This is a genomic window from Parablautia sp. Marseille-Q6255 (assembly GCF_951230155.1).
Classification (GTDB): Bacteria; Bacillota; Clostridia; order Lachnospirales; family Lachnospiraceae; genus Choladousia.
This window is the reverse complement of record NZ_CATNVD010000013.1, coordinates 44,961-64,112: the sequence shown is the minus strand read 5'-3', so window position 1 is coordinate 64,112 and position 19,152 is coordinate 44,961. Positions and strand designations below refer to the sequence as shown.

The window sequence follows — 19,152 nt, the reverse complement described above, 5'->3', positions numbered from 1 at the left end:
ACATGGAAATGACGATCAGACCAAGAAGGCTTCGTTATGGGGAAACACTCAGAAAAATGGTAAGGGAGACGAGGATGGATCCGTCTACACTGATCTATCCGATTTTTATAAAAGAAGGGACAGGGATCACAGAGGAGATCCCGACTATGCCGGGGCAGTATCGCTACAGTACGGATACCATGGGGGCAAAGCTGGAGGAGCTGCTTGATGCAGGAGTATCAAACGTGATGTTCTTTGGCATTCCGGATCATAAGGATGCGCTTGGAAGCGGAGCATATGCGCAGGATGGGATTATCCAGAGAGCGCTTCGCAGGGCGAAGGAGGAATATCCTCAGATCTACCGGATCACGGATGTCTGTATGTGCGAATATACGTCGCACGGACACTGCGGCGTGCTGTGCAACGATGAGGTGGACAATGACCGGACGCTCGAGCTTCTGGCAAAGACTGCGCTTTCTCATGCTCAGGCAGGGGCAGATATGGTAGCGCCGTCTGATATGATGGACGGAAGAGTGGCGGCGATCCGCAAAGAGCTGGATGCAAATGGATACCAGAATACGCCGATCATGTCCTATGCGGTGAAGTATGCGTCGGCCTTTTACGGTCCGTTCCGTGATGCCGCAGGCTCTGCTCCGGCGTTTGGAGACCGCAAAAGCTATCAGATGGATTATCACAACAGCCGTGAGGGGATCAGGGAAGCGCTGCTTGATGTGCAGGAGGGCGCCGATATCATTATGGTAAAACCGGCTCTGTCCTATCTGGATATGGTATCCAGGATCAGGGAAGCCGTCCATGTGCCGGTAGCCGCATACAGTGTCAGCGGAGAGTATGCAATGATCAAGGCAGGGGCGAGTCTTGGTTATATTGATGAGGAAAAGATTATCTGTGAGACGGCAGCGTCTGCGTACCGTGCCGGCTGTGATATTTACCTGACGTATTATGCAGCAGAGATCGCACGGTTTATGAAGGAAGGGAGGATTGGCTGATGACACGGTCACAGGAGTTGTTTGAACGGGCAAAAAGGGTGATCCCGGGCGGAGTCAACAGCCCGGTGCGCGCATTTGGTTCGATCGGGGGGAGTCCCCGCATGATCCGAAACGCAGATGGCGCATACATGACGGATGAGGATGGGAATACCTACCTGGATTTTGTAAATTCCTGGGGGCCGATGATCCTCGGGCATAATCATCCTGCGATCCGGGAGGCTGTCATAAAGGCATGTGAAAATGGATTAAGCTTTGGCGCGGCGACGGCGCTCGAGGTAGAGATGGCAGAGCTGATCTGCCGGGAGATCCCGAATATAGATATGATCCGCATGGTCAATTCCGGTACAGAGGCGGTGATGAGCGCTATCCGCGCAGCCCGCGGCTATACGAGGCGTGACAAGATCGTGAAATTTACAGGCTGCTATCACGGACATTCAGATGCGCTGCTGGTGCAGGCGGGGTCCGGTGTGATGACAGCAGGGATCCCGGACAGTGCGGGAGTACCGGCAGGCTGTACAAAGGATACGCTTTCTGCTGTATATAATGATACTGCTTCTGTGGAGCGCCTGTTTGAAGCCTTCCCACAGGAGATCGCAGCAGTGATCGTAGAGCCGGTCGGCGCGAATATGGGAGTCGTTTCCCCGAAACCAGGATTTTTGGAGCGCCTGCGGGCGCTGTGTACGAGATACGGAGCAGTGCTGATCTTTGATGAGGTCATCACAGGATTTCGTCTCGGCTTTGCAGGGGCACAGGGATATTTTGGCGTAGACGCGGACCTTGTGACGTACGGAAAGATCATCGGGGCAGGTATGCCGGTAGGCGCATACGGCGGAAAACGGCAGATCATGGAGTGTGTGGCTCCGAGCGGTCCGGTGTATCAGGCAGGTACCTTAAGCGGCAATCCGGTCGCTATGACAGCAGGACTTAGCCAGCTTTCTCTTCTGAAAGATCAGCCGGATATTTATACAAAGCTGAATGAGACGGGCACATGGTTCTTTACACAGGTAGAGAGCATTGTGCGGGAATCCGACATACCGGCGCAGGTATCCTTCTGCGGATCGCTGGGCTGCATCTTTTTTACAGACACGCCGGTCACCAATTATGAGACGGCAAAGACATCGGATACGGCAATGTACGCGAAGTACTTTACGTACATGCTGGATCATCACATCTATCTTGCCCCGGCGCAGTTTGAGGCAATGTTCCTGTCTGCTGCGCATACGCAGGAGGAGCTTGCAGGGGTGCTGGATGTGATGAGAGGATTTTTTCTGAAATAGGAGCAGCCCGGGAGGCGGATGGAAGGGCAGAACGGAGGCAGAAGATGTATTTTCCGATCTTTATTGATCTGACCGGAAAAAGAGTTCTGGTAGTCGGAGCGGGAATGGTTGCAGCGCGCCGGATCCGTGTGTTGCGTGAATTTGCCGGGCAGATTACTGTGCTTGCGCCGCAGATCTGTCCGCAGATATGGGAGCAGAGACAGGAGGCGCGCAGTGACTGCAGAAAGGATCTCCCCAGGGGAGGAGACTCTGCGCCGTGCGTGATTGAGATCCGGCAGAAAAAGTTTTGCGGGTCAGATCTTACAGATTTCGATCTGGTACTGGCTGCTACGGATGATGCGGCGCTGAACCGTGAGATCGCGGCACTTTGCAAAAGCCGCGGTATCCCGGTGAATGTGGCGAGCGAACAGGCGCTGTGCGATTTTCAGTTTCCTTCGATCATAAAGGAGGAAAATCTTGTGATCGCAGTCAATGCCTCGGGGCGGGATCACAGGCTTGTAAAGGAGACGCGAAAACGGATCGAGCAGTGCCTTTACAAAGGAAGATGCCCGTCTTTGTACAAAGAAGAGGGTGAGCCAAAAGAAGAGCCGCAGTAGAGTGCGAAAGCGCTTGTCATCGGGGCGGTAAAGCATTAGAATAAGAGAAAGATCACAGACTGGAGGGAGGTGCGGCAGTGACATGTATGGAAGCAAGACGGATGATCACTCCGTTTATAAAAAAAGAGCTGGAAGATAAGCAGCAGGAAGCATTTTTAAAGCATGTGGAGCGCTGCGCAGACTGTCGGGATGAGCTGGATATTTATTTTACTGTTTACCGTGTGCTGGACACACTTGATTCTGGTTCGCACAGCTATGATTTTCAAAATATGCTGGAAGAAGAAATACGGACGGCAAAACGCGGTATAATAAGAAAAAAAACCGCGCGTATCGCGCGCTATCTGCTGATCGCGGCTGTTGAGGCACTCTTGCTCTTTTGTGTATGTACGGGGTATGAGCTGCGCCGCGGAGTGCGGGAGGGCAGCGCGCTGCACCGGACGGTGGATGGATAAAGGATGGAGGTAGCTATGCCGGATAAGGAAAAGATCGTTCTGATAGACGGGCACAGTATTTTAAACAGAGCATTTTACGGGCTTCCGATGCTGACAAACAGCGAGGGGCTCCACACGAATGCAGTGTACGGCTTTCTGAATATTTTGTTTAAGGTTTTGGAGTCGGAAAAGGCAGATTATGCTGCTGTGGCGTTTGACCGGAAGGAGCCGACCTTTCGACATAAAATGTTTGACGCATATAAAGGCACGAGAAAGCCGATGCCGCAGGAGCTTCATGAGCAGGTGCCTTTGATGAAGGAGATGCTGGAGGCGATGCGGATTCCTGTCATGGAGCTGCCGGGCTACGAGGCAGATGACATTCTTGGCACGGTTTCTTCACAGATGGCGCAGAAAGGACTGGAAGTCTGTATCGTGTCGGGAGATCGTGACCTGCTCCAGCTGGCGCGGGAGGATGTGCGGATACTGATCCCAAAAACAAAGGCGACAGGCACCCAGATCGAGGAGTATTATGACCGGGATGTGCTGGAGCGGTATCAGGTGACTCCGGTTCAGTTTATTGATGTAAAGGCTCTGATGGGAGATACTTCAGACAATATCCCAGGAGTGCCGGGGATTGGGGAAAAGACGGCGACAAAGCTGATCGTGCAGTATGGCTCGATCGAGGAAGCGTATGCGCATGTAGATGAGATCACTCCGGCAAGAGCGAGAGAAGCGCTGCGGGAACACTATGATCTGGCGAGGATGAGCAAGGTTCTTGCGACGATCGATCTTCAGGTTCCGTTTGAGCTTTCACAGGATGCGGCAAGGATCGGTCAGCTGTATACGAAGGAGGCTCTGGAGCTGTGTCGGAGACTGGAGTTTAAAAATCTGCTTGGACGGTTCCAGATAGAAGAAACAGAAAAAAAAGCAGATGTTTCCTGCTGCCTGATCCGTGATTTTACACAGGCAGAGCAGGTGTTTGAGCAGGCACAGGGGAAGGATACGGCATTTTTCCTGGTGGAGGACAGAGGAAGCGTACTGGGCGCTGCACTGTGCTTTGCGCCAGGAGAGGCGTACTTCATAGAGCCGGAGGGATTTTTGACACAGCAGTATCTTTGCGGGAGGATCGCAGATCTGACAAAAGGAGAAGGTCGTCTGGTGACCTTGCATTTAAAGGAACAGCTGGCATTTGTGCCGTTTGAACCGGCGCACAGAAGGAAGGTATTTGATACGGCGATCGCGGCGTATCTGCTCAATCCGCTCAAAGATGGATACGACGAGGCGGATATTGCGCGGGAATATCTGGATCAGATCGTTGCGTCGCGGTCGGAGTTGTTTGGAAAGGATGCGCTGTCCAGGGCAAGAGCAGAAAAAGAGGAGGCGTTTCTTGCGTATATCGGATGTGCGGCGGATATTTTGCGGCGGGCATTTCCGGTAATGGAGGACCGCCTGATGCAGACCGGGATGAAAGAGCTGTTTGATGAGATAGAAATGCCGCTTGTATATACGCTTTATGATATGGAGCGCGAGGGTATCCGGGTGCAGGCAGAGGAGCTGAAGCGCTACGGAGAAGAGCTTGGGAAGAAGATCCTTGAGCTGGAGCAGAAGATCTATGAGCAGGCGGGAGAGGTCTTTAACATCAATTCTCCCAAACAGCTTGGCGTGATCCTGTTTGAGAAGCTGGAGCTTCCGCACGGCAAGAAAACAAAGACGGGCTATTCTACCGCGGCGGATGTGCTGGATAAACTTGCACCGGAATATCCGGTCGTATCCGATATTCTGGAATACCGGCAGATGACAAAGCTCAAATCCACGTATGCGGACGGGCTGGCCAACTTTATCCAGGCAGACGGGAGGATCCATGGAAAGTTCCATCAGACGATCACGGCAACGGGGCGGATCAGCAGTACAGAGCCAAACCTTCAGAATATCCCGATCCGCATGGAGCTTGGCAGACTGATCCGAAAAGTATTTGTGCCGGATGACGGATTTGTATTTCTGGATGCAGATTATTCGCAGATCGAGCTGCGGGTGCTGGCGCATCTTTCGGATGATGATAAGCTGATACAGGCGTACCAGGATGCGCAGGATATCCATACGATCACTGCATCGCAGGTGTTCCACGTGGCGCCGGAGGATGTGACGCCGCTGCTGCGGCGAAATGCCAAGGCGGTCAATTTCGGGATCGTCTACGGGATCAGTTCCTTTGGACTTAGCCAGGATCTTAGCATTACGAGAAAAGAGGCCCAGGAATATATTGCGCAGTACTTTAAGACATATCCGGGGATCAAGCGTTTCCTCGATACTGCGGTAGAGGATGCAAAAAAGAATGGCTACGTGACGACTATGTTCGGGCGCAGACGTCCGGTGCCGGAGCTGCAGTCCTCGAATTTTATGCAGCGTTCGTTTGGAGAACGGGTGGCAATGAACGCGCCGATACAGGGAACGGCGGCAGATATCATCAAGATCGCGATGAACCGCGTAAATGAATGCCTGCGCTCCCGCCATATGCGTTCCCGCCTGATCCTTCAGGTGCACGATGAGCTGCTTGTCGAGACGGCAAAAGAAGAGCTTGAGGAAGTGCGGCAGATCATGGTGCGGGAGATGCAGCAGGCAGCTTCGATGAAGGTACGGCTGGAAGTCGATATACACGACGGCAGAAACTGGTACGAGGCAAAATAACAGAGGGATAAAGATGAAGATACTTGGGATCACAGGAGGCGTAGGCGCTGGAAAGAGTACGATTTTGTCGTATCTGCATGAGCGATATCAGGCGCGGGTCATACAGGCGGATGAGGTGGGCAGACTGCTCCAGGAGCCGGGACAGACGTGCTGGAAGGAGATGATCCTGGCGTTTGGGGAGCGCATCCGGCGCCCGGATGGAACGCTTGACCGGGAGGCGCTTGCCGCGGTGGTTTTTTCGGACAGGGAAAAGCTGGAAAGGCTGAACCAGATCATCCATCCGGCGGTAAAAAGCTATATTTTAAAAGAGCTGGAAACAGAGAGAAGGCGCTCTAGGACAGCGCTGTGTGTGATCGAGGCGGCGCTTTTGCTGGAGGATGGCTATGACCGGGTCTGCGATGAGATATGGTATGTTTATGCAGACCCGCAGGTGAGGATCGAGCGTCTTGCCAAAAGCCGCGGATATACGCTGGAGAAGAGCAGGCAGATCATGCGCAATCAGCTTACCGACCGGGAATATCGCAAAAAATGTAAATTCATGATTGACAACAGCAGCGATATTGTAGAAAATACGTATGAACAAATAGATAAAGGATTGGTAGAACATGGATTTTTGTAGTATAGCCAGCGGCAGCAGCGGAAACTGCATTTTTGTCGGGACGGACCACACTGGCGTCCTGATCGATGCCGGGATCAGCGGGAAAAAGGTAGTCGCAGGTCTGCAGTCTATTGATCGCAGGCCGGAAGAGATCGATGCGATCTTTATTACACATGAGCACTCAGACCATATTAGGGGACTTGGCGTGCTGGCGAGAAAGTATGGGATCCCCGTCTACTCTACCGCAGGAACGAGGCGGGCGATGCTCGGGCAGAAGACGCTGGGGAAGGTAGATGAGAGCCTGTTTTTTGAGCTGAAAGCAGATGAACGCTTCTGTATCCGTGATCTGTGCGTCGAACCATTTCGTGTTTCACATGACGCGGCAGAGCCGGTCGCTTACCGCTTTTTTCAGGGCGATAAATCCGTTGCAGTTGCGACAGACCTCGGATACTACGATGAGTATATTGTGGATCATTTAAAGGATCTCGATGCAGTGCTGGTTGAGTCGAACCATGATACTCACATGCTTCAGGTCGGGGCGTATCCGTATTATCTGAAACAGCGCATTCTCGGCAAACGGGGGCATCTGTCGAATGAACATGCCGGACAGCTGCTGGGAGAGATATTAAATGATAAAATAAAAGCCGTAATGCTGGGACATCTCAGCCGGGAAAACAATTATGAGGCGCTTGCGATGGCGACGGTATGTGCGGAGATCACGATGGGGGAAAATCCGTTTAAGGCAGAGGATTTTCAGATCCAGATCGCCGGCCGGGAGGAACCTTCGCCGCTTATTGCCATCTGAGTGCAAGGCAGCTATGCAAAATACATATCTTACAGACTGATACGAAGAACCAGGGACTTGTATCAGGATCAGGCTATTTTATGAGCAGCAGGAGGAGAACGATATGAAAAGGACAATTATTACAGTAGTAGGGAAGGATACCGTGGGGATCATTGCGAGGGTGTGTACGTATCTTGCCGAAAATCATGTAAATATTCTTGATATTTCCCAGACGATCGTACAGGGTTTTTTTAATATGATGATGATCGCGGACGCAACGGATGCCGGGAAGGGCAGCGCGCAGATCGCAGAGGAGCTGGAAAAGCTCGGAGAAGAGATTGGTGTAACGATCCGCTGCCAGCATGAAGATATTTTTAATATGATGCACCGTATCTGAGAAAAGAACAGACAAAAAGCGGCTCGTCAGAATGTGTATACGGTAAGGAGAAGAAGTATCCATGATAAATATTTTAGAGGTAAATGAGACGAATAAAATGATCATGCAGGAGAATCTGGATGTCCGGACGATCACGCTGGGCATCAGCCTTCTGGACTGTATTGATAATGATCTTGATACACTCAATAAAAATATATACCGCAGGATCACGACTGCTGCAAAGGATCTTGTAGCGACCGGTGAGGCGATCGAGCGCGAGTACGGGATCCCGATCGTAAATAAAAGGATCTCGGTGACACCGGCAGCTTTGGTGGGCGGCAGCGCATGCAAATCCCCGGAGGATTTTGTGACGATCGCAAAGACGCTGGACCGTGCGGCAAAGGAGGTTGGGGTGAACTTCCTCGGAGGCTATTCGGCCCTTGTCTCAAAGGGGATGACAAAGGCAGACGAGTACCTGATCCGTTCGATCCCTCAGGCGCTCTCAGAGACAGAGCGGGTGTGCAGCTCTGTAAATGTCGGATCGACCAAATGCGGGATCGACATGGACGCGGTGCGTCTGATCGGCGAGATGATCCTGGAGACTGCCGAGCGCACAAAGGAACAGGATTCGCTCGGATGCGCAAAGTTTGTGGTATTTTGTAATGCGCCGGATGATAATCCGTTCATGGCTGGGGCATTCCACGGTGTGACGGAGGCAGATGAGGTCATCAACGTAGGCGTAAGCGGACCGGGTGTTGTGAAGCATGCGCTGGAGAGCGTGCGCGGCGCAGACTTTGAGACACTTTGTGAGACGATCAAAAAGACTGCGTTTAAGGTGACGCGTGTCGGACAGCTCGTTGCGCAGGAGGCTTCAAGACGGCTGGGGATCCCGTTTGGGATCATCGATCTGTCTCTTGCCCCGACACCGGCGATCGGCGACAGTGTGGCGGAGATCCTCTGCGAGATCGGACTGGAATATGCAGGAGCTCCGGGGACAACGGCAGCGCTTGCGCTGCTTAATGACCAGGTAAAGAAGGGCGGCGTGATGGCTTCCTCCTATGTGGGCGGTCTGAGCGGTGCGTTTATCCCGGTCAGTGAGGATCAGGGCATGATCGATGCAGTAAAGGCCGGAGCGTTAACGATAGAAAAGCTTGAGGCCATGACCTGCGTCTGCTCTGTAGGACTTGATATGATCGCGATCCCGGGTGATACGAAGGCATCTACGATCTCCGGTATGATCGCGGACGAGATGGCGATCGGCATGGTAAATCAGAAAACAACGGCTGTGCGTGTGATCCCGGTTATTGGGAAAGGAGTCGGAGAGACGGTAGAATTCGGCGGCCTGCTCGGCTATGCCCCGATCATGCCGGTGAATGGCTATTCCTGCGACGCATTTATCAGCCGGGGCGGAAGGATCCCGGCTCCGATCCACAGCTTCAAAAATTAAACGGACCTGCTCCGGGTGCAGGAGGATCAAAGGACAGACTCCCTTTCTGGCAGACAAGGAAAAACAAACCTGTTGCCGGAAAGGGAGTCTTTTTTTATCAAATAAGACATTTTTAAGTTTGTAGTTCTGCCGGGACACAAATGTTAAGTAAAAGTTAGGTAACAATAAGTAGGCATTAAGACGAAAAGATACGAGAAAGAGTGGGGGAAACAGGGGAATATAAACGAGCAAAAAACAATGAATGGTACAAAATAGACAATAAAGAAAGGAAAAAGCAGGTAGAAGTAAAAAAAATGACAAAATGTGCTTGACAAAAGTCCGGGCGAGAGTTAGGATATAGGCATATAAGTTAAGTAACAATAATCCAGGTGGACAGGAGGGTGGTGAGGCGTTTGGCAGGACGAAGCACAGTGTCCATGCAGAATATAGCAGACGAGCTTGGGATCAGTAAGGTTACCGTATCCAAGGCGATCAATGGCAAGGACGGCGTTGGCGAGGCACTAAAGGAAAAAATCTTGCAAACAGCAGCTGCGCGGGGGTATGTGCTTCCAGATTACGGACAGAGGAAAGCGAGAACGGTCGGCATCATCATGAGCGAACGTTTCAATTCCGGGGGCAGAGATCGTTTCTATATGGGGATGTACGATACGATCATCCACGAACTGAGAATGCGGGCGTATTCCAGCGCGATGATCACGCCGAACCGGGAAAGCCTTGAGCAGGATGCGGAGATGATCGAAAAGCCGGGAGTCTTTGACGGTCTGATCTTTCTCGGGATCCTGGATCGGGCAGTGCGGGAACGGATCGACCGGGTCGCGCTTCCAAAGGTATACGTGGATCTTTATGATGCAACATACCACTCTGATTCAGTCGTAACTGAGAATATTTATTCTGCATATGAAATGACAAAGTATCTGATCCGAAACGGGCACCGGGAGATTGGCTTTGTGGGGTCGCTCGGAGTGACAACGAGTATCAATGACCGCTATCTCGGATATGTGAGAGCTCTGCTTGAGAAAGGGCTCCCAAGACAAGAGATGTGGATCATTCCGGACCGGGATCGGGAAGGAGGCGCAGTAGAGCTGCAGCTTCCGGAAAAGCTGCCGACAGCCTTTATGTGTAATTGCGATGAGACGGCATTCCGGCTGATCAAGGCGCTGAAACTGAGAAATCTGTCCGTTCCGAAGGATGTGTCCGTCGCCGGATTCGATAATGATATCTATGCAAGACTGTGCGAGCCGGGGCTTACAACGGTTGCCGTGGACATGGAAGAGATCGGCAGAGTGGCAGTGGCGAGAATTGTCAGATGTATGGAATCTCCGGGCGAGAGGGACGGTGAGGTTTACCGGATACCTGGAAAGCTTGTTTTTCGGGATTCGGTGCAAGAATTGAGAGGAGAGTGAAAAAGTGAAGGAAACGAAGAAAAAGGTTTCCGTAAAGAAACCAAGATGGACCAAGAATGATACGGAGCTTTCGATCCTGGCGCTGCCTACGACGATATGGTACGTACTGTTCTGTTTCCTGCCGATGTTCGGTCTGATCATCGCATTTAAAAACTACCGGGTGACCGGGGGAAAGAGCTTTATTTACAATGTACTGCACAGTGACTGGTCAGGACTTAAAAATTTTGAGTTCCTGTTTAAGTCAAATGATCTGTTTGTTATCCTGAGGAACACGATCCTGTACAACGTTGCCTTTATTGTCCTTGGTATGTTCCTGTCTGTGGGACTGGCTATCCTGATCAGCCTCCTGCACAGCAAGCGCAAGTCAAAGGTATATCAGACGCTGATGTTCTTCCCGTATTTCATGTCATGGGTAGTAGTAGCGTACTTCCTGGATGCGTTCCTGAATCAGGATAATGGTCTGATCAACAGCATGCTGCGTGACGGCGGAGCAGAGCCGGTGCGCTGGTATATGACCGCCGGTGTATGGCCGTTCATTCTGATCTTTATGTACCTGTGGAAATCCACCGGTTACAATATGGTCATTTATCTCTCCAGTATCACAGGAATCGACACAACGCTGTATGAGGCGGCAGTCGTAGACGGCGCGACAAAGCGCCAGCAGGTATGGTATATTACCCTGCCGTGTCTGAAAAATGTCATTATCATGATGTTCATCCTGAATATTGGAAAGGTCTTTTATTCGGATTTCGGTCTGTTCTTCCAGCTCTCGCAGGGAGCTTCGGGATCGATCTTCAATACGACAGCAACGATCGACACATACGTATTCAATGCGATCCGCTCTTCAACACCGATCGGTATGACGTCGGCAGTTACTTTCTTCCAGTCTGTAGCCTGCTGCATCACGATCCTTGTAGCGAATGCAATTGTGCGTAAGATTGATGAAGACAGTGCGATTATATAGGAGGGAGAAAGATGGCAAAGAAAAAAGATATCATTGAGGCGCCGAAAAAGCTGAATCAGATATCGAAGAAATCAGATATCTGCTTTAATATCTTGTTTATCATCCTGGCCCTCATATGTATTGTTCCGGTAATATTTATTTTCATTATTTCCATATCCTCAGAGGAATCGATCCGCCATATCGGCTACCGCTTCATTCCGGAGTCCTTATCGGCAGATTCCTATATCTTCCTGTACCGGGAGGCGGATATGATCCTGCGTGCGCTCGGCGTTTCCGTATTTGTTACGGTAGTAGGTACGGCGCTCGGCGTACTTCTGACAACAATGATGGGCTACGTGCTCTCAAGAAGCAACTACAAGCTGAAGGGCTTTGCTACGATGATCGTGTTTATCCCGATGATCTTCAACGGCGGTATGCTTTCTTCCTACGTAGTAAATACACAGTTCATGCATTTAAAGGACAGCGTCTGGGCACTGATCCTGCCGCTGCTTGTTTCCTCCTTTAATGTCGTGATCTGCAAGACCTTCTTTAAGACAAATATTCCGGAGTCCGTCATGGAATCTGCACAGATCGACGGAGCATCGCAGTTTACGATCTTTGCGAAGATCGCGCTGCCGCTGGCGAAGCCGCTTCTGGCTACGATCGCTCTGTTTCTGACCTTTGGTTACTGGAATGACTGGTTCCAGTCTTCCCTGTATATCACAAATCAGAAGCTGTTCTCTCTGCAGGCGCTTCTGGACCATGTACAGAGAAATATCGAGATGATGGCAAACAACCCGGCGCTCGGCGCTACGATGGTAGAGTATATCAACAACATGCCGAAGGAAGGCGCCCGCATGGCGATGGCGATCATCATTATCGTACCAATCGCATGTACGTATCCGTTCTTCCAGAGATATTTTATCTCAGGTCTTACGGTCGGCGCGGTCAAAGGCTGATACTGCATTTTATAGTGGGGAAGGCCGTATGGCCTCCCTGTAAAAAATAAAATGGCTGCCTGCGGGCAGTACAAAATAAAAGGAGGATTTTTCATATGAAAAAGAAAAAGGTTCTTGCAATGACACTCTCAGCAGCAATGGCTCTTGGCGCATTCGGAGCAATGGGAGTGACCGCATCAGCAGACGATGTTGTTACCCTGAAATGGGTGCAGGTAGGTAACGGTATGCCGGAAAACTACGACGCATGGCTTGAGCAGATCAATCCGTATCTGGAGGAGAAGATTGGCGTAAATCTTGATATGGAGATCGTTCCGTGGGGCGACTGGGAAAACCGCAGAAGCGTTATCACAAACTCCGGTGAGTATTTTGATATTCTTTTTACTGACCAGACGAGATACAGCTCAGAGGTTGCTACAGGCGTGCTGATGGATCTGACAGAGCTTCTTCCGGAAGTTGCTCCGGAGCTCTACTCCTTCATTCCGGAGGATTACTGGAAAGCAGTTTCTGTAAACGGAAGCATCTACGGCGTTCCGTCCTACAAGGACAGCTCCGTAACACAGTACTTTATCTGGGACAAGGATATTGCTGACAAGTACGAGATCGATATCCAGAGCGTAACAGACTTTGACAGCCTGTATGAAGCGCTTACAAAGATCAAAGAGGGCGAGGGCGGATCTCCGTACTACATGTCCAAAAATGGCGCAGACTTCCTGGTAACAAACTACTTTGACCAGCTCGGCGCAGGTCTTTCTGCACTTGGTATCCGCTACGATGATGAGACAAAGACTGTCGTAAATCCGCTTGAGGATGAGGAGCTTCTTTCTGCTCTTGATGTAGTGCATAAGATGTATGTAGACGGCATCATCAACGGAGATGCTCCGACAGCAGATGATTCCAACAAGTACAGAACATTCTTCACAGCTCAGGGATGGAGCGGCGCAGCAAAATCCACATGGGGACCGAACAACGGTATCGCAAACTGTGAGGCAGTACAGTACGGTGAAACAATCGTATCCAACACGACTGTACGTGGTTCGATCAGTGCGATCTACTCCGGCTGCGAGCATCCGGAAAAGGCACTTGAGCTTTTACAGCTCGTAAATACAGACAGCAAGGTACGTGACTGGCTGTACTACGGTGTAGAGGGCGAGAACTTTGAGTACAATGAGGACGGCACAGTTACAAGACTGAACAGTGACTGGAGCATGGCTGGTTATACACAGGGTACCTTCTTTGACGTATCTGACATTCAGGGTCAGGAAGGCCAGTGGGAAGAAGTAAAGGCGCTCAACGAGGCTGCAACACCGTCCGCAATGCTTGGATTTGATATGGATACAAGCAAGGTTGAGACTGAGCTGGCAAACTGCCGCGCCGTATATGAGAAGTACAAATCAGAGTTCTTCACAGGCGCTCAGGATCCGAGAGAACTGATCGAGACGATCAAGAGCGAGCTCGATGCAGCAGGCTGGGAGACCATCCGTGCAGAGGCACAGGCTCAGGTAGACGCTACGAAGTAATGAATGACTGGCTCTTCGTGAGCCCTTAGCGAGCCATATGGCTGCTGCAAATTGTGTATCTTATATTTCGCATTTTGCAGCAGCCTTTTTTTACTACAATAACAGTGAGAGGAGGAGTGATATGTATCTTTTACCGGTTCCGAAGGAAGTGGTTTACCGGGAGAGTGAGTATGCTCTGCCGCATAAGGCACAGATTGTTTTGGCACAGTCCTGCACACAACAGGTATATGAATATGCCCTGCTTTTAAAAGAATCGCTCCAGGAGTGCGGCTGCAGCTGCTCTGTCCGCAGAGGCGGAAGCGGCGGCACAGTATCGCTTGCAGCAGATGAGAGTATGCCGGAGCAGAAATATTATCTGGAAATAGGAGAAAAGGGGATCCGGATCGTGGGAGGAGGAGACAGCGGGATTCTGTATGCGGTACAGACTCTCCGCCAGATCCTGCAGCAGTCCGGGCTTTTGCTTCCTCATATGGAGGTGACGGACTGGCCGGATTATGAAGTGCGCGGGTTTTATCATGACGCAGCACGCGGCCGGGTACCCAGGATGGAGTGGCTGGAGTCGCTTGTTGATACACTTAGCTTCTATAAGATCAATCAGCTCCAGCTTTATATTGAGCACAGCTACCTGTTTGCAGGGATGAGCGAGCTGTGGAGGGATGATACACCGCTTACGTCGGATGACATTCTGGCGCTGGACCGCTACTGTCAGAAGCGCGGCGTAGAGCTGGTGCCGTCCCTGTCTACCTTTGGCCATCTCTACAAGCTGCTCTCTACCACGCAGTATCGCAGATACTGTGAGCTTCCGGATGCAGGAGGGCAGCCATTTGGATTTAAGCAGCGTATGGATCATCATACGATCAATGTTTCAGACAAAGATGCCTTTTCGCTGATCTGTGATATGATCGCTCAGTTCCTTCCGCTGTTTTCCTCAAAGCGTTTTAATATCTGCGCAGATGAGACGTTTGACCTGGGAAGAGGAAAAAATAAGGAGCGTGCAGAGCGTGAGGGCAAGGATCGACTGTATATGGATTATGTAAAAAAGCTCTGTGCATTCGTGACAGAGCAGGGAAGCACTCCCATGCTGTGGGGCGATGTGCTGCTTGGTTTTCCTCAGCTGGCATCGGAGCTTCCGGAGGAAGCGATCTGCTTAAACTGGGGATATGCGCCTGATCAGAGTGAGGAGTCCACACGGATCTATGCAGGAACGGGTGTGCGTCAGTACGTGTGTCCGGGCGTAGGCGGCTGGAACCAGTTTATCAATCTGCAGCGATCCGCATACGAGAATATCAGCCGGATGAGCAGCTATGGTGTGAAGTACGGCTGCGAGGGGCTTCTGAATACAGACTGGGGCGATTTTGGGCATATTAATCATCCGGCGTTTAGTATTCCGGGGATGATCTGCGGCGCGGCAGCCTCCTGGAATGCAGGAGAACTGCCGGAGTATGAGCGGCTCAACCGGCAGATATCTGTTTTGCAGTACGGGGATGCGTCCGAACGGTTCAGCGGGCTTACCGGAATCCTTTCTGAGCAGGTGAGCTTCGGATGGCATGACGCAGTTCTTTTAAAAGAGCTGTGGGCGCCGCAGGGAAAGGAAGAGCTGTGTGCGCGGCTGGAAGAATCGCGTGCTCAGATCAAGACCGGACCACAAAAATGCAAAAAGATAGAAGAATGTATCCATGAACTGAAACGGTGCACGAGAACGATGGAAGGTGCAAAGCGCCGGATGGTCTATCCCTATCTTCTTGCTGCGCAGGGGATACAGATTTTTAATCAGATCGGAGAGCTTTTGCTGGATGCAGTGTGCGGTGACGCCGGCTGCGCGCAGACGGACTTTGACCGGGCGGATGCCGGAAAGAACCGGACAGAGTTTTCACGCAGAGCGTATGATACAGCGTCAGCGCTGGAAGAATGGTATTATCATTATCGTACACTCTGGAACACGGTGAGCCGCGAGTCGGAGCTCTACCGGGTCTCAGAGGTGATTTTCTGGTATGCAGATACACTCAGAGAGCGAGTGGCAAAATATACTTGGTGACAGGAGGAATGACAACAGATGTGGTATATTGACAAGAGGATACAGGTGATCTGCGATGAACTGAATAAGCTGATCACAGTAAAGACAATGCCGTTTGATTCGATTGAGTATAAGGAAGGACTGTTCTACTATCCGGATCAGGCGGAAAGAGAAGGCGGCGAATGGAAGGAGTTTGTGCCAAAGACCATGAAATGGTACGGACCGGATCGTTACTACTGGTTCCGGACCGATTATACTGTGCCGCAGGAGCTCGATGGAAAGGCTCTGCGTCTCCATGTGAAAACACAGATTGATGAGTGGGATGACGCAAGAAACCCGCAGTTCCTTCTTTTTGTAGATGGCGAGGTTACCCAGGGCCTTGATATGAATCACCGGATCGTGCAGATGACAGATGAAGCGAAAGCAGGACAGAAGTGGACTTTTGATATGCAGTCCTACACTGGCACGCTGTATTCCGAGTTTGACATGATCTTTGAGATGCAGCAGGTTGATCTGAAGGTTGAGAAACTCTACTATGATCTGGTTGTTCCGCTGCGCGCGTTTACACGTATGGAAAAGGATGACAAGAACCGGATGGACATCGAGACCGTGCTGAACAATGCAATAAATATGCTGGATCTGCGCACGCCGTACTCGGAGGAATTCTACAGGAGCATCGATGCGGCAGAGGAGTATCTCGAAAAGGCGATGTATCAGGACATGGCAGGCTGTGAGGATGTGATCGCTACGTGCATCGGTCATACGCACATTGACGTTGCATGGTGGTGGACCGTATCTCAGACCAGAGAGAAGGTGGCAAGAAGCTTTGCGACTGTGCTCAAGCTGATGGAGGAATATCCGCAGTACCGCTTTATGTCCAGCCAGCCGCAGCTTTATCAGTTTTTGAAGGAACGCTATCCAGAGGTCTATGGACGGATCAAAGAACGCATGAAGGAAGGCCGCTGGGAGCCGGAAGGCGGTATGTGGCTTGAGGCAGATACGAACCTGACGTCAGGAGAGTCGCTCACGCGTCAGTTCCTTTACGGAAAGAAGTTTTTCCGTGAGGAGTTTGGAGTGGACAGTAAGATTTTGTGGCTTCCGGATGTATTCGGATATTCCGGAGCGCTTCCGCAGATCATGAAAAAGAGCGGGATCGAGTATTTTATGACAACGAAGCTTGCCTGGAATCAGGTAGACAAAATCCCAAACGATACGTTTATGTGGAAGGGTATCGACGGTTCCGAGATCTTTACGCATCTGATCACTACGCTTGGCGTGGGACAGGATGAGGCAGATTTCTTTACGACATATAATGGTATGCTCCATCCGGATGCGATCATGGGAGGATGGCACAGATACCAGAACAAGGACATCAACAATGATATCCTGATCGCGTTCGGCTACGGAGACGGAGGCGGCGGCCCGACCAGAGATATGCTCGAGACGGCGAAGCGTATGGAAAAAGGAATCCGCGGCATTCCGAAAGTACGCCAGGAGTTTTCTAAAGTATACTTTGATGAACTGTATGACCGTGTCAGGGATAATCCGAGACTGCAGACGTGGGAGGGTGAGCTGTACTTTGAGTATCACAGAGGCACGTATACCTCTGTTGCCCGCAACAAGCGTTCCAACAGAAAATCCGAGGAGCTGATGATGGATCTGGAGCTTCTGTGCACCCTCGGTGCGCTGCAGGGCATCAAGACGCCGACGGAGCAGCTTGAGCGGATGTGGAAAGTGATCCTTTTGAACCAGTTCCATGATATCCTTCCGGGATCCAGTATCCATGAGGTATATGAGGTGACAAAGAAGGAGTATGCACAGCTGGAAGAGGAAGGAAACGCACTGCTTCGCGAGAGACTTGCAGCTCTTACGGGACAGGGCGAGAGTGTGACACTGCTGAATACGGCAGGCTTTGAGCGAAATGATGTGGTGCGTCTGCCGGCACATATCTCCGGAGCGCTTGAGGATGAGGATGGCAGCCGCTATCCGGTACAGGCGCTGGACGCAGAGGCAGTTGCTTATGTAAAAGGACTTCCGTCCAAGGGCTTTAAGTCCTTCCGCGTGGTAGCAGGTGAGGCGCAGTCCCCATTTACGCAGTCGGGCAATACGCTTGAGACGCCTTATTATACAGTAGTCTTTGATGAAAACGGCATGTTCTCCTCTATTTATGATAAGAGGAATGACCGTGAGATCCTCCAGCCGGGCAAAAAGGGCAACCGCTTCTGTATGTATGAAGATAAGCCGATGCACTATGACTGCTGGGATGTAGATATTTATTATACAGAAAAGAGCTGGGATGCCGTACAGCTTACGAAGATGGAATGGACGTCAATAGGTCCGGTGTGTGCAGTTCTTGAGATGGAGCGATCGATCAGCAATTCTCTGATCCGTCAGAAGATCTTCTTCTATGCGGATACTCCGAGGATCGATTTCGAGACATGGGTAGACTGGAAAGAACACCAGCATCTCCTGAAAGTACATTTCCCGATCGATGTACACACAGATGAAGCCTCGTTTGATGTACAGTTCGGCAACCTGACAAGAAAGGTGCACACGAACACGAGCTGGGATATGGCGCGTTTTGAGTCGTGCGGGCAGAAGTGGATGGATCTTTCTGAGGGACATTACGGCGTCAGCCTGTTAAATGACTGCAAATACGGTCATTCAGTGAGAGACTGCGAGATGGGGCTGACTCTGATCAAATCCGGTATTGAACCGAACCCGACCGCGGATCAGGAGGAGCACGTATTTACGTATTCTCTGTATCCGCACAGCGGCAATCTGCGTGAAAGCGATACGGTATATGAGGGCTACTGCCTGAACTTCCCGGTACACGTCAGGGAAGCAAGCGCATTTGCAAAGACTGCTTCCTTCGTATCCACAGACCGCAAGAATGTCATGATCGAGACGATCAAAGAGGCGGAGGATGGAAACGGCATCATCATCCGCGCTTACGAGTACGAGAATGCACGGACACAGGCAACGATCACCTTTGGCATGGGACATACGATCGCAAGTGTGCAGGAATGCAATCTGATCGAGGAACCGCAGGGTGAACCGATGAAGCACAGCACAGACAGCTTCGATTTTACGATCAGGCCGTATGAGGTGAAGAGCTACAGGGTGGTGCTGAAATAAG

Annotated in this window: 15 protein-coding genes; all 15 read left to right on the top strand. The window is 51.1% G+C overall.

The genetic code is table 11. The features are described from left to right. Positions 1-2: 2 nt before the first annotated feature. The 15 genes from hemB to QOX44_RS11115 all read left to right on the top strand — a co-directional run bounded on the left by hemB (position 3) and on the right by QOX44_RS11115 (position 19,151). Positions 3-986, top strand: a complete 984-nt coding sequence (gene hemB / locus QOX44_RS11185) for a porphobilinogen synthase (protein ID WP_283683234.1) — start codon at positions 3-5, stop codon at positions 984-986. Then, the gene (hemL, locus tag QOX44_RS11180) at positions 986-2,263 is read left to right on the top strand and encodes a glutamate-1-semialdehyde 2,1-aminomutase (RefSeq protein ID WP_283683232.1); all 1,278 of its coding nucleotides are present in this window, start codon (positions 986-988) and stop codon (positions 2,261-2,263) included. The genes hemB and hemL overlap by 1 nt, the downstream gene beginning before the upstream one ends. A gap of 44 nt (positions 2,264-2,307) precedes the next feature. Continuing rightward, positions 2,308-2,859 carry a precorrin-2 dehydrogenase/sirohydrochlorin ferrochelatase family protein gene (locus QOX44_RS11175; RefSeq protein ID WP_283683231.1) on the top strand — a complete coding sequence of 184 codons (552 nt, stop codon included), beginning with the start codon at positions 2,308-2,310 and terminating at the stop codon, positions 2,857-2,859. Positions 2,860-2,945: 86 nt separating this feature from the next. Further along, entirely contained in the window at positions 2,946-3,311 is a 366-nt protein-coding gene (locus tag QOX44_RS11170) for a zf-HC2 domain-containing protein (RefSeq protein ID WP_283683323.1), read from the top strand. Positions 3,312-3,326: 15 nt separating this feature from the next. Beyond that, positions 3,327-5,972, top strand: coding sequence for a DNA polymerase I (gene polA, locus QOX44_RS11165; RefSeq protein WP_283683229.1), 2,646 nt, complete (start codon positions 3,327-3,329; stop codon positions 5,970-5,972). A 13-nt stretch (positions 5,973-5,985) separates the two neighbouring features. Beyond that, positions 5,986-6,591, top strand: coding sequence for a dephospho-CoA kinase (gene coaE / locus QOX44_RS11160; RefSeq protein WP_283683227.1), 606 nt, complete (start codon positions 5,986-5,988; stop codon positions 6,589-6,591). Beyond that, complete coding sequence (locus tag QOX44_RS11155; RefSeq protein ID WP_283683226.1) at positions 6,578-7,375, top strand: MBL fold metallo-hydrolase; 798 nt, start codon at positions 6,578-6,580, stop codon at positions 7,373-7,375. The genes coaE and QOX44_RS11155 overlap by 14 nt, the downstream gene beginning before the upstream one ends. Before the next feature lie 103 nt (positions 7,376-7,478). Next, positions 7,479-7,751: an ACT domain-containing protein gene (locus QOX44_RS11150; RefSeq protein ID WP_283683225.1), complete on the top strand. Its 273-nt coding sequence runs from the start codon at positions 7,479-7,481 to the stop codon at positions 7,749-7,751. A 61-nt stretch (positions 7,752-7,812) separates the two neighbouring features. Beyond that, positions 7,813-9,177: a PFL family protein gene (locus QOX44_RS11145; protein ID WP_283683224.1), complete on the top strand. Its 1,365-nt coding sequence runs from the start codon at positions 7,813-7,815 to the stop codon at positions 9,175-9,177. A gap of 383 nt (positions 9,178-9,560) precedes the next feature. Then, positions 9,561-10,580, top strand: coding sequence for a LacI family DNA-binding transcriptional regulator (locus QOX44_RS11140; RefSeq protein ID WP_283683223.1), 1,020 nt, complete (start codon positions 9,561-9,563; stop codon positions 10,578-10,580). A 4-nt stretch (positions 10,581-10,584) separates the two neighbouring features. Then, positions 10,585-11,544, top strand: coding sequence for an ABC transporter permease (locus QOX44_RS11135; RefSeq protein WP_283683222.1), 960 nt, complete (start codon positions 10,585-10,587; stop codon positions 11,542-11,544). Between the two features lie 11 nt (positions 11,545-11,555). Next, entirely contained in the window at positions 11,556-12,482 is a 927-nt protein-coding gene (locus tag QOX44_RS11130) for a carbohydrate ABC transporter permease (RefSeq protein WP_283683221.1), read from the top strand. 95 nt (positions 12,483-12,577) lie between these two features. After that, positions 12,578-13,999 (top strand): ABC transporter substrate-binding protein, encoded by a 1,422-nt coding sequence (locus QOX44_RS11125; protein ID WP_283683219.1) that lies wholly within the window; start codon positions 12,578-12,580, stop codon positions 13,997-13,999. A gap of 121 nt (positions 14,000-14,120) precedes the next feature. Beyond that, positions 14,121-16,034, top strand: a complete 1,914-nt coding sequence (locus QOX44_RS11120; protein WP_283683218.1) for a beta-N-acetylhexosaminidase — start codon at positions 14,121-14,123, stop codon at positions 16,032-16,034. Between the two features lie 18 nt (positions 16,035-16,052). Continuing rightward, the gene (locus QOX44_RS11115; protein WP_283683217.1) at positions 16,053-19,151 is read left to right on the top strand and encodes an alpha-mannosidase; all 3,099 of its coding nucleotides are present in this window, start codon (positions 16,053-16,055) and stop codon (positions 19,149-19,151) included. The last annotated feature ends 1 nt before the right edge of the window (position 19,152 follow it).

Excerpts from the sequence above, each read along its gene's own strand:
- coaE (WP_283683227.1), top strand. The coding sequence starts at position 5,986 with ATGAAGATACTTGGGATCACAGGAGGCGTAGGCGCTGGAAAGAGTACG.
- QOX44_RS11120 (WP_283683218.1), top strand. The coding sequence starts at position 14,121 with ATGTATCTTTTACCGGTTCCGAAGGAAGTGGTTTACCGGGAGAGTGAG.
- QOX44_RS11125 (WP_283683219.1), top strand. The coding sequence starts at position 12,578 with ATGAAAAAGAAAAAGGTTCTTGCAATGACACTCTCAGCAGCAATGGCT.
- QOX44_RS11145 (WP_283683224.1), top strand. The coding sequence starts at position 7,813 with ATGATAAATATTTTAGAGGTAAATGAGACGAATAAAATGATCATGCAG.
- QOX44_RS11130 (WP_283683221.1), top strand. The coding sequence starts at position 11,556 with ATGGCAAAGAAAAAAGATATCATTGAGGCGCCGAAAAAGCTGAATCAG.
- hemL (WP_283683232.1), top strand. The coding sequence starts at position 986 with ATGACACGGTCACAGGAGTTGTTTGAACGGGCAAAAAGGGTGATCCCG.
- QOX44_RS11155 (WP_283683226.1), top strand. The coding sequence starts at position 6,578 with ATGGATTTTTGTAGTATAGCCAGCGGCAGCAGCGGAAACTGCATTTTT.
- QOX44_RS11175 (WP_283683231.1), top strand. The coding sequence starts at position 2,308 with ATGTATTTTCCGATCTTTATTGATCTGACCGGAAAAAGAGTTCTGGTA.
- QOX44_RS11115 (WP_283683217.1), top strand. The coding sequence starts at position 16,053 with ATGTGGTATATTGACAAGAGGATACAGGTGATCTGCGATGAACTGAAT.
- polA (WP_283683229.1), top strand. The coding sequence starts at position 3,327 with ATGCCGGATAAGGAAAAGATCGTTCTGATAGACGGGCACAGTATTTTA.
- QOX44_RS11170 (WP_283683323.1), top strand. The coding sequence starts at position 2,946 with ATGGAAGCAAGACGGATGATCACTCCGTTTATAAAAAAAGAGCTGGAA.
- QOX44_RS11150 (WP_283683225.1), top strand. The coding sequence starts at position 7,479 with ATGAAAAGGACAATTATTACAGTAGTAGGGAAGGATACCGTGGGGATC.
- hemB (WP_283683234.1), top strand. The coding sequence starts at position 3 with ATGGAAATGACGATCAGACCAAGAAGGCTTCGTTATGGGGAAACACTC.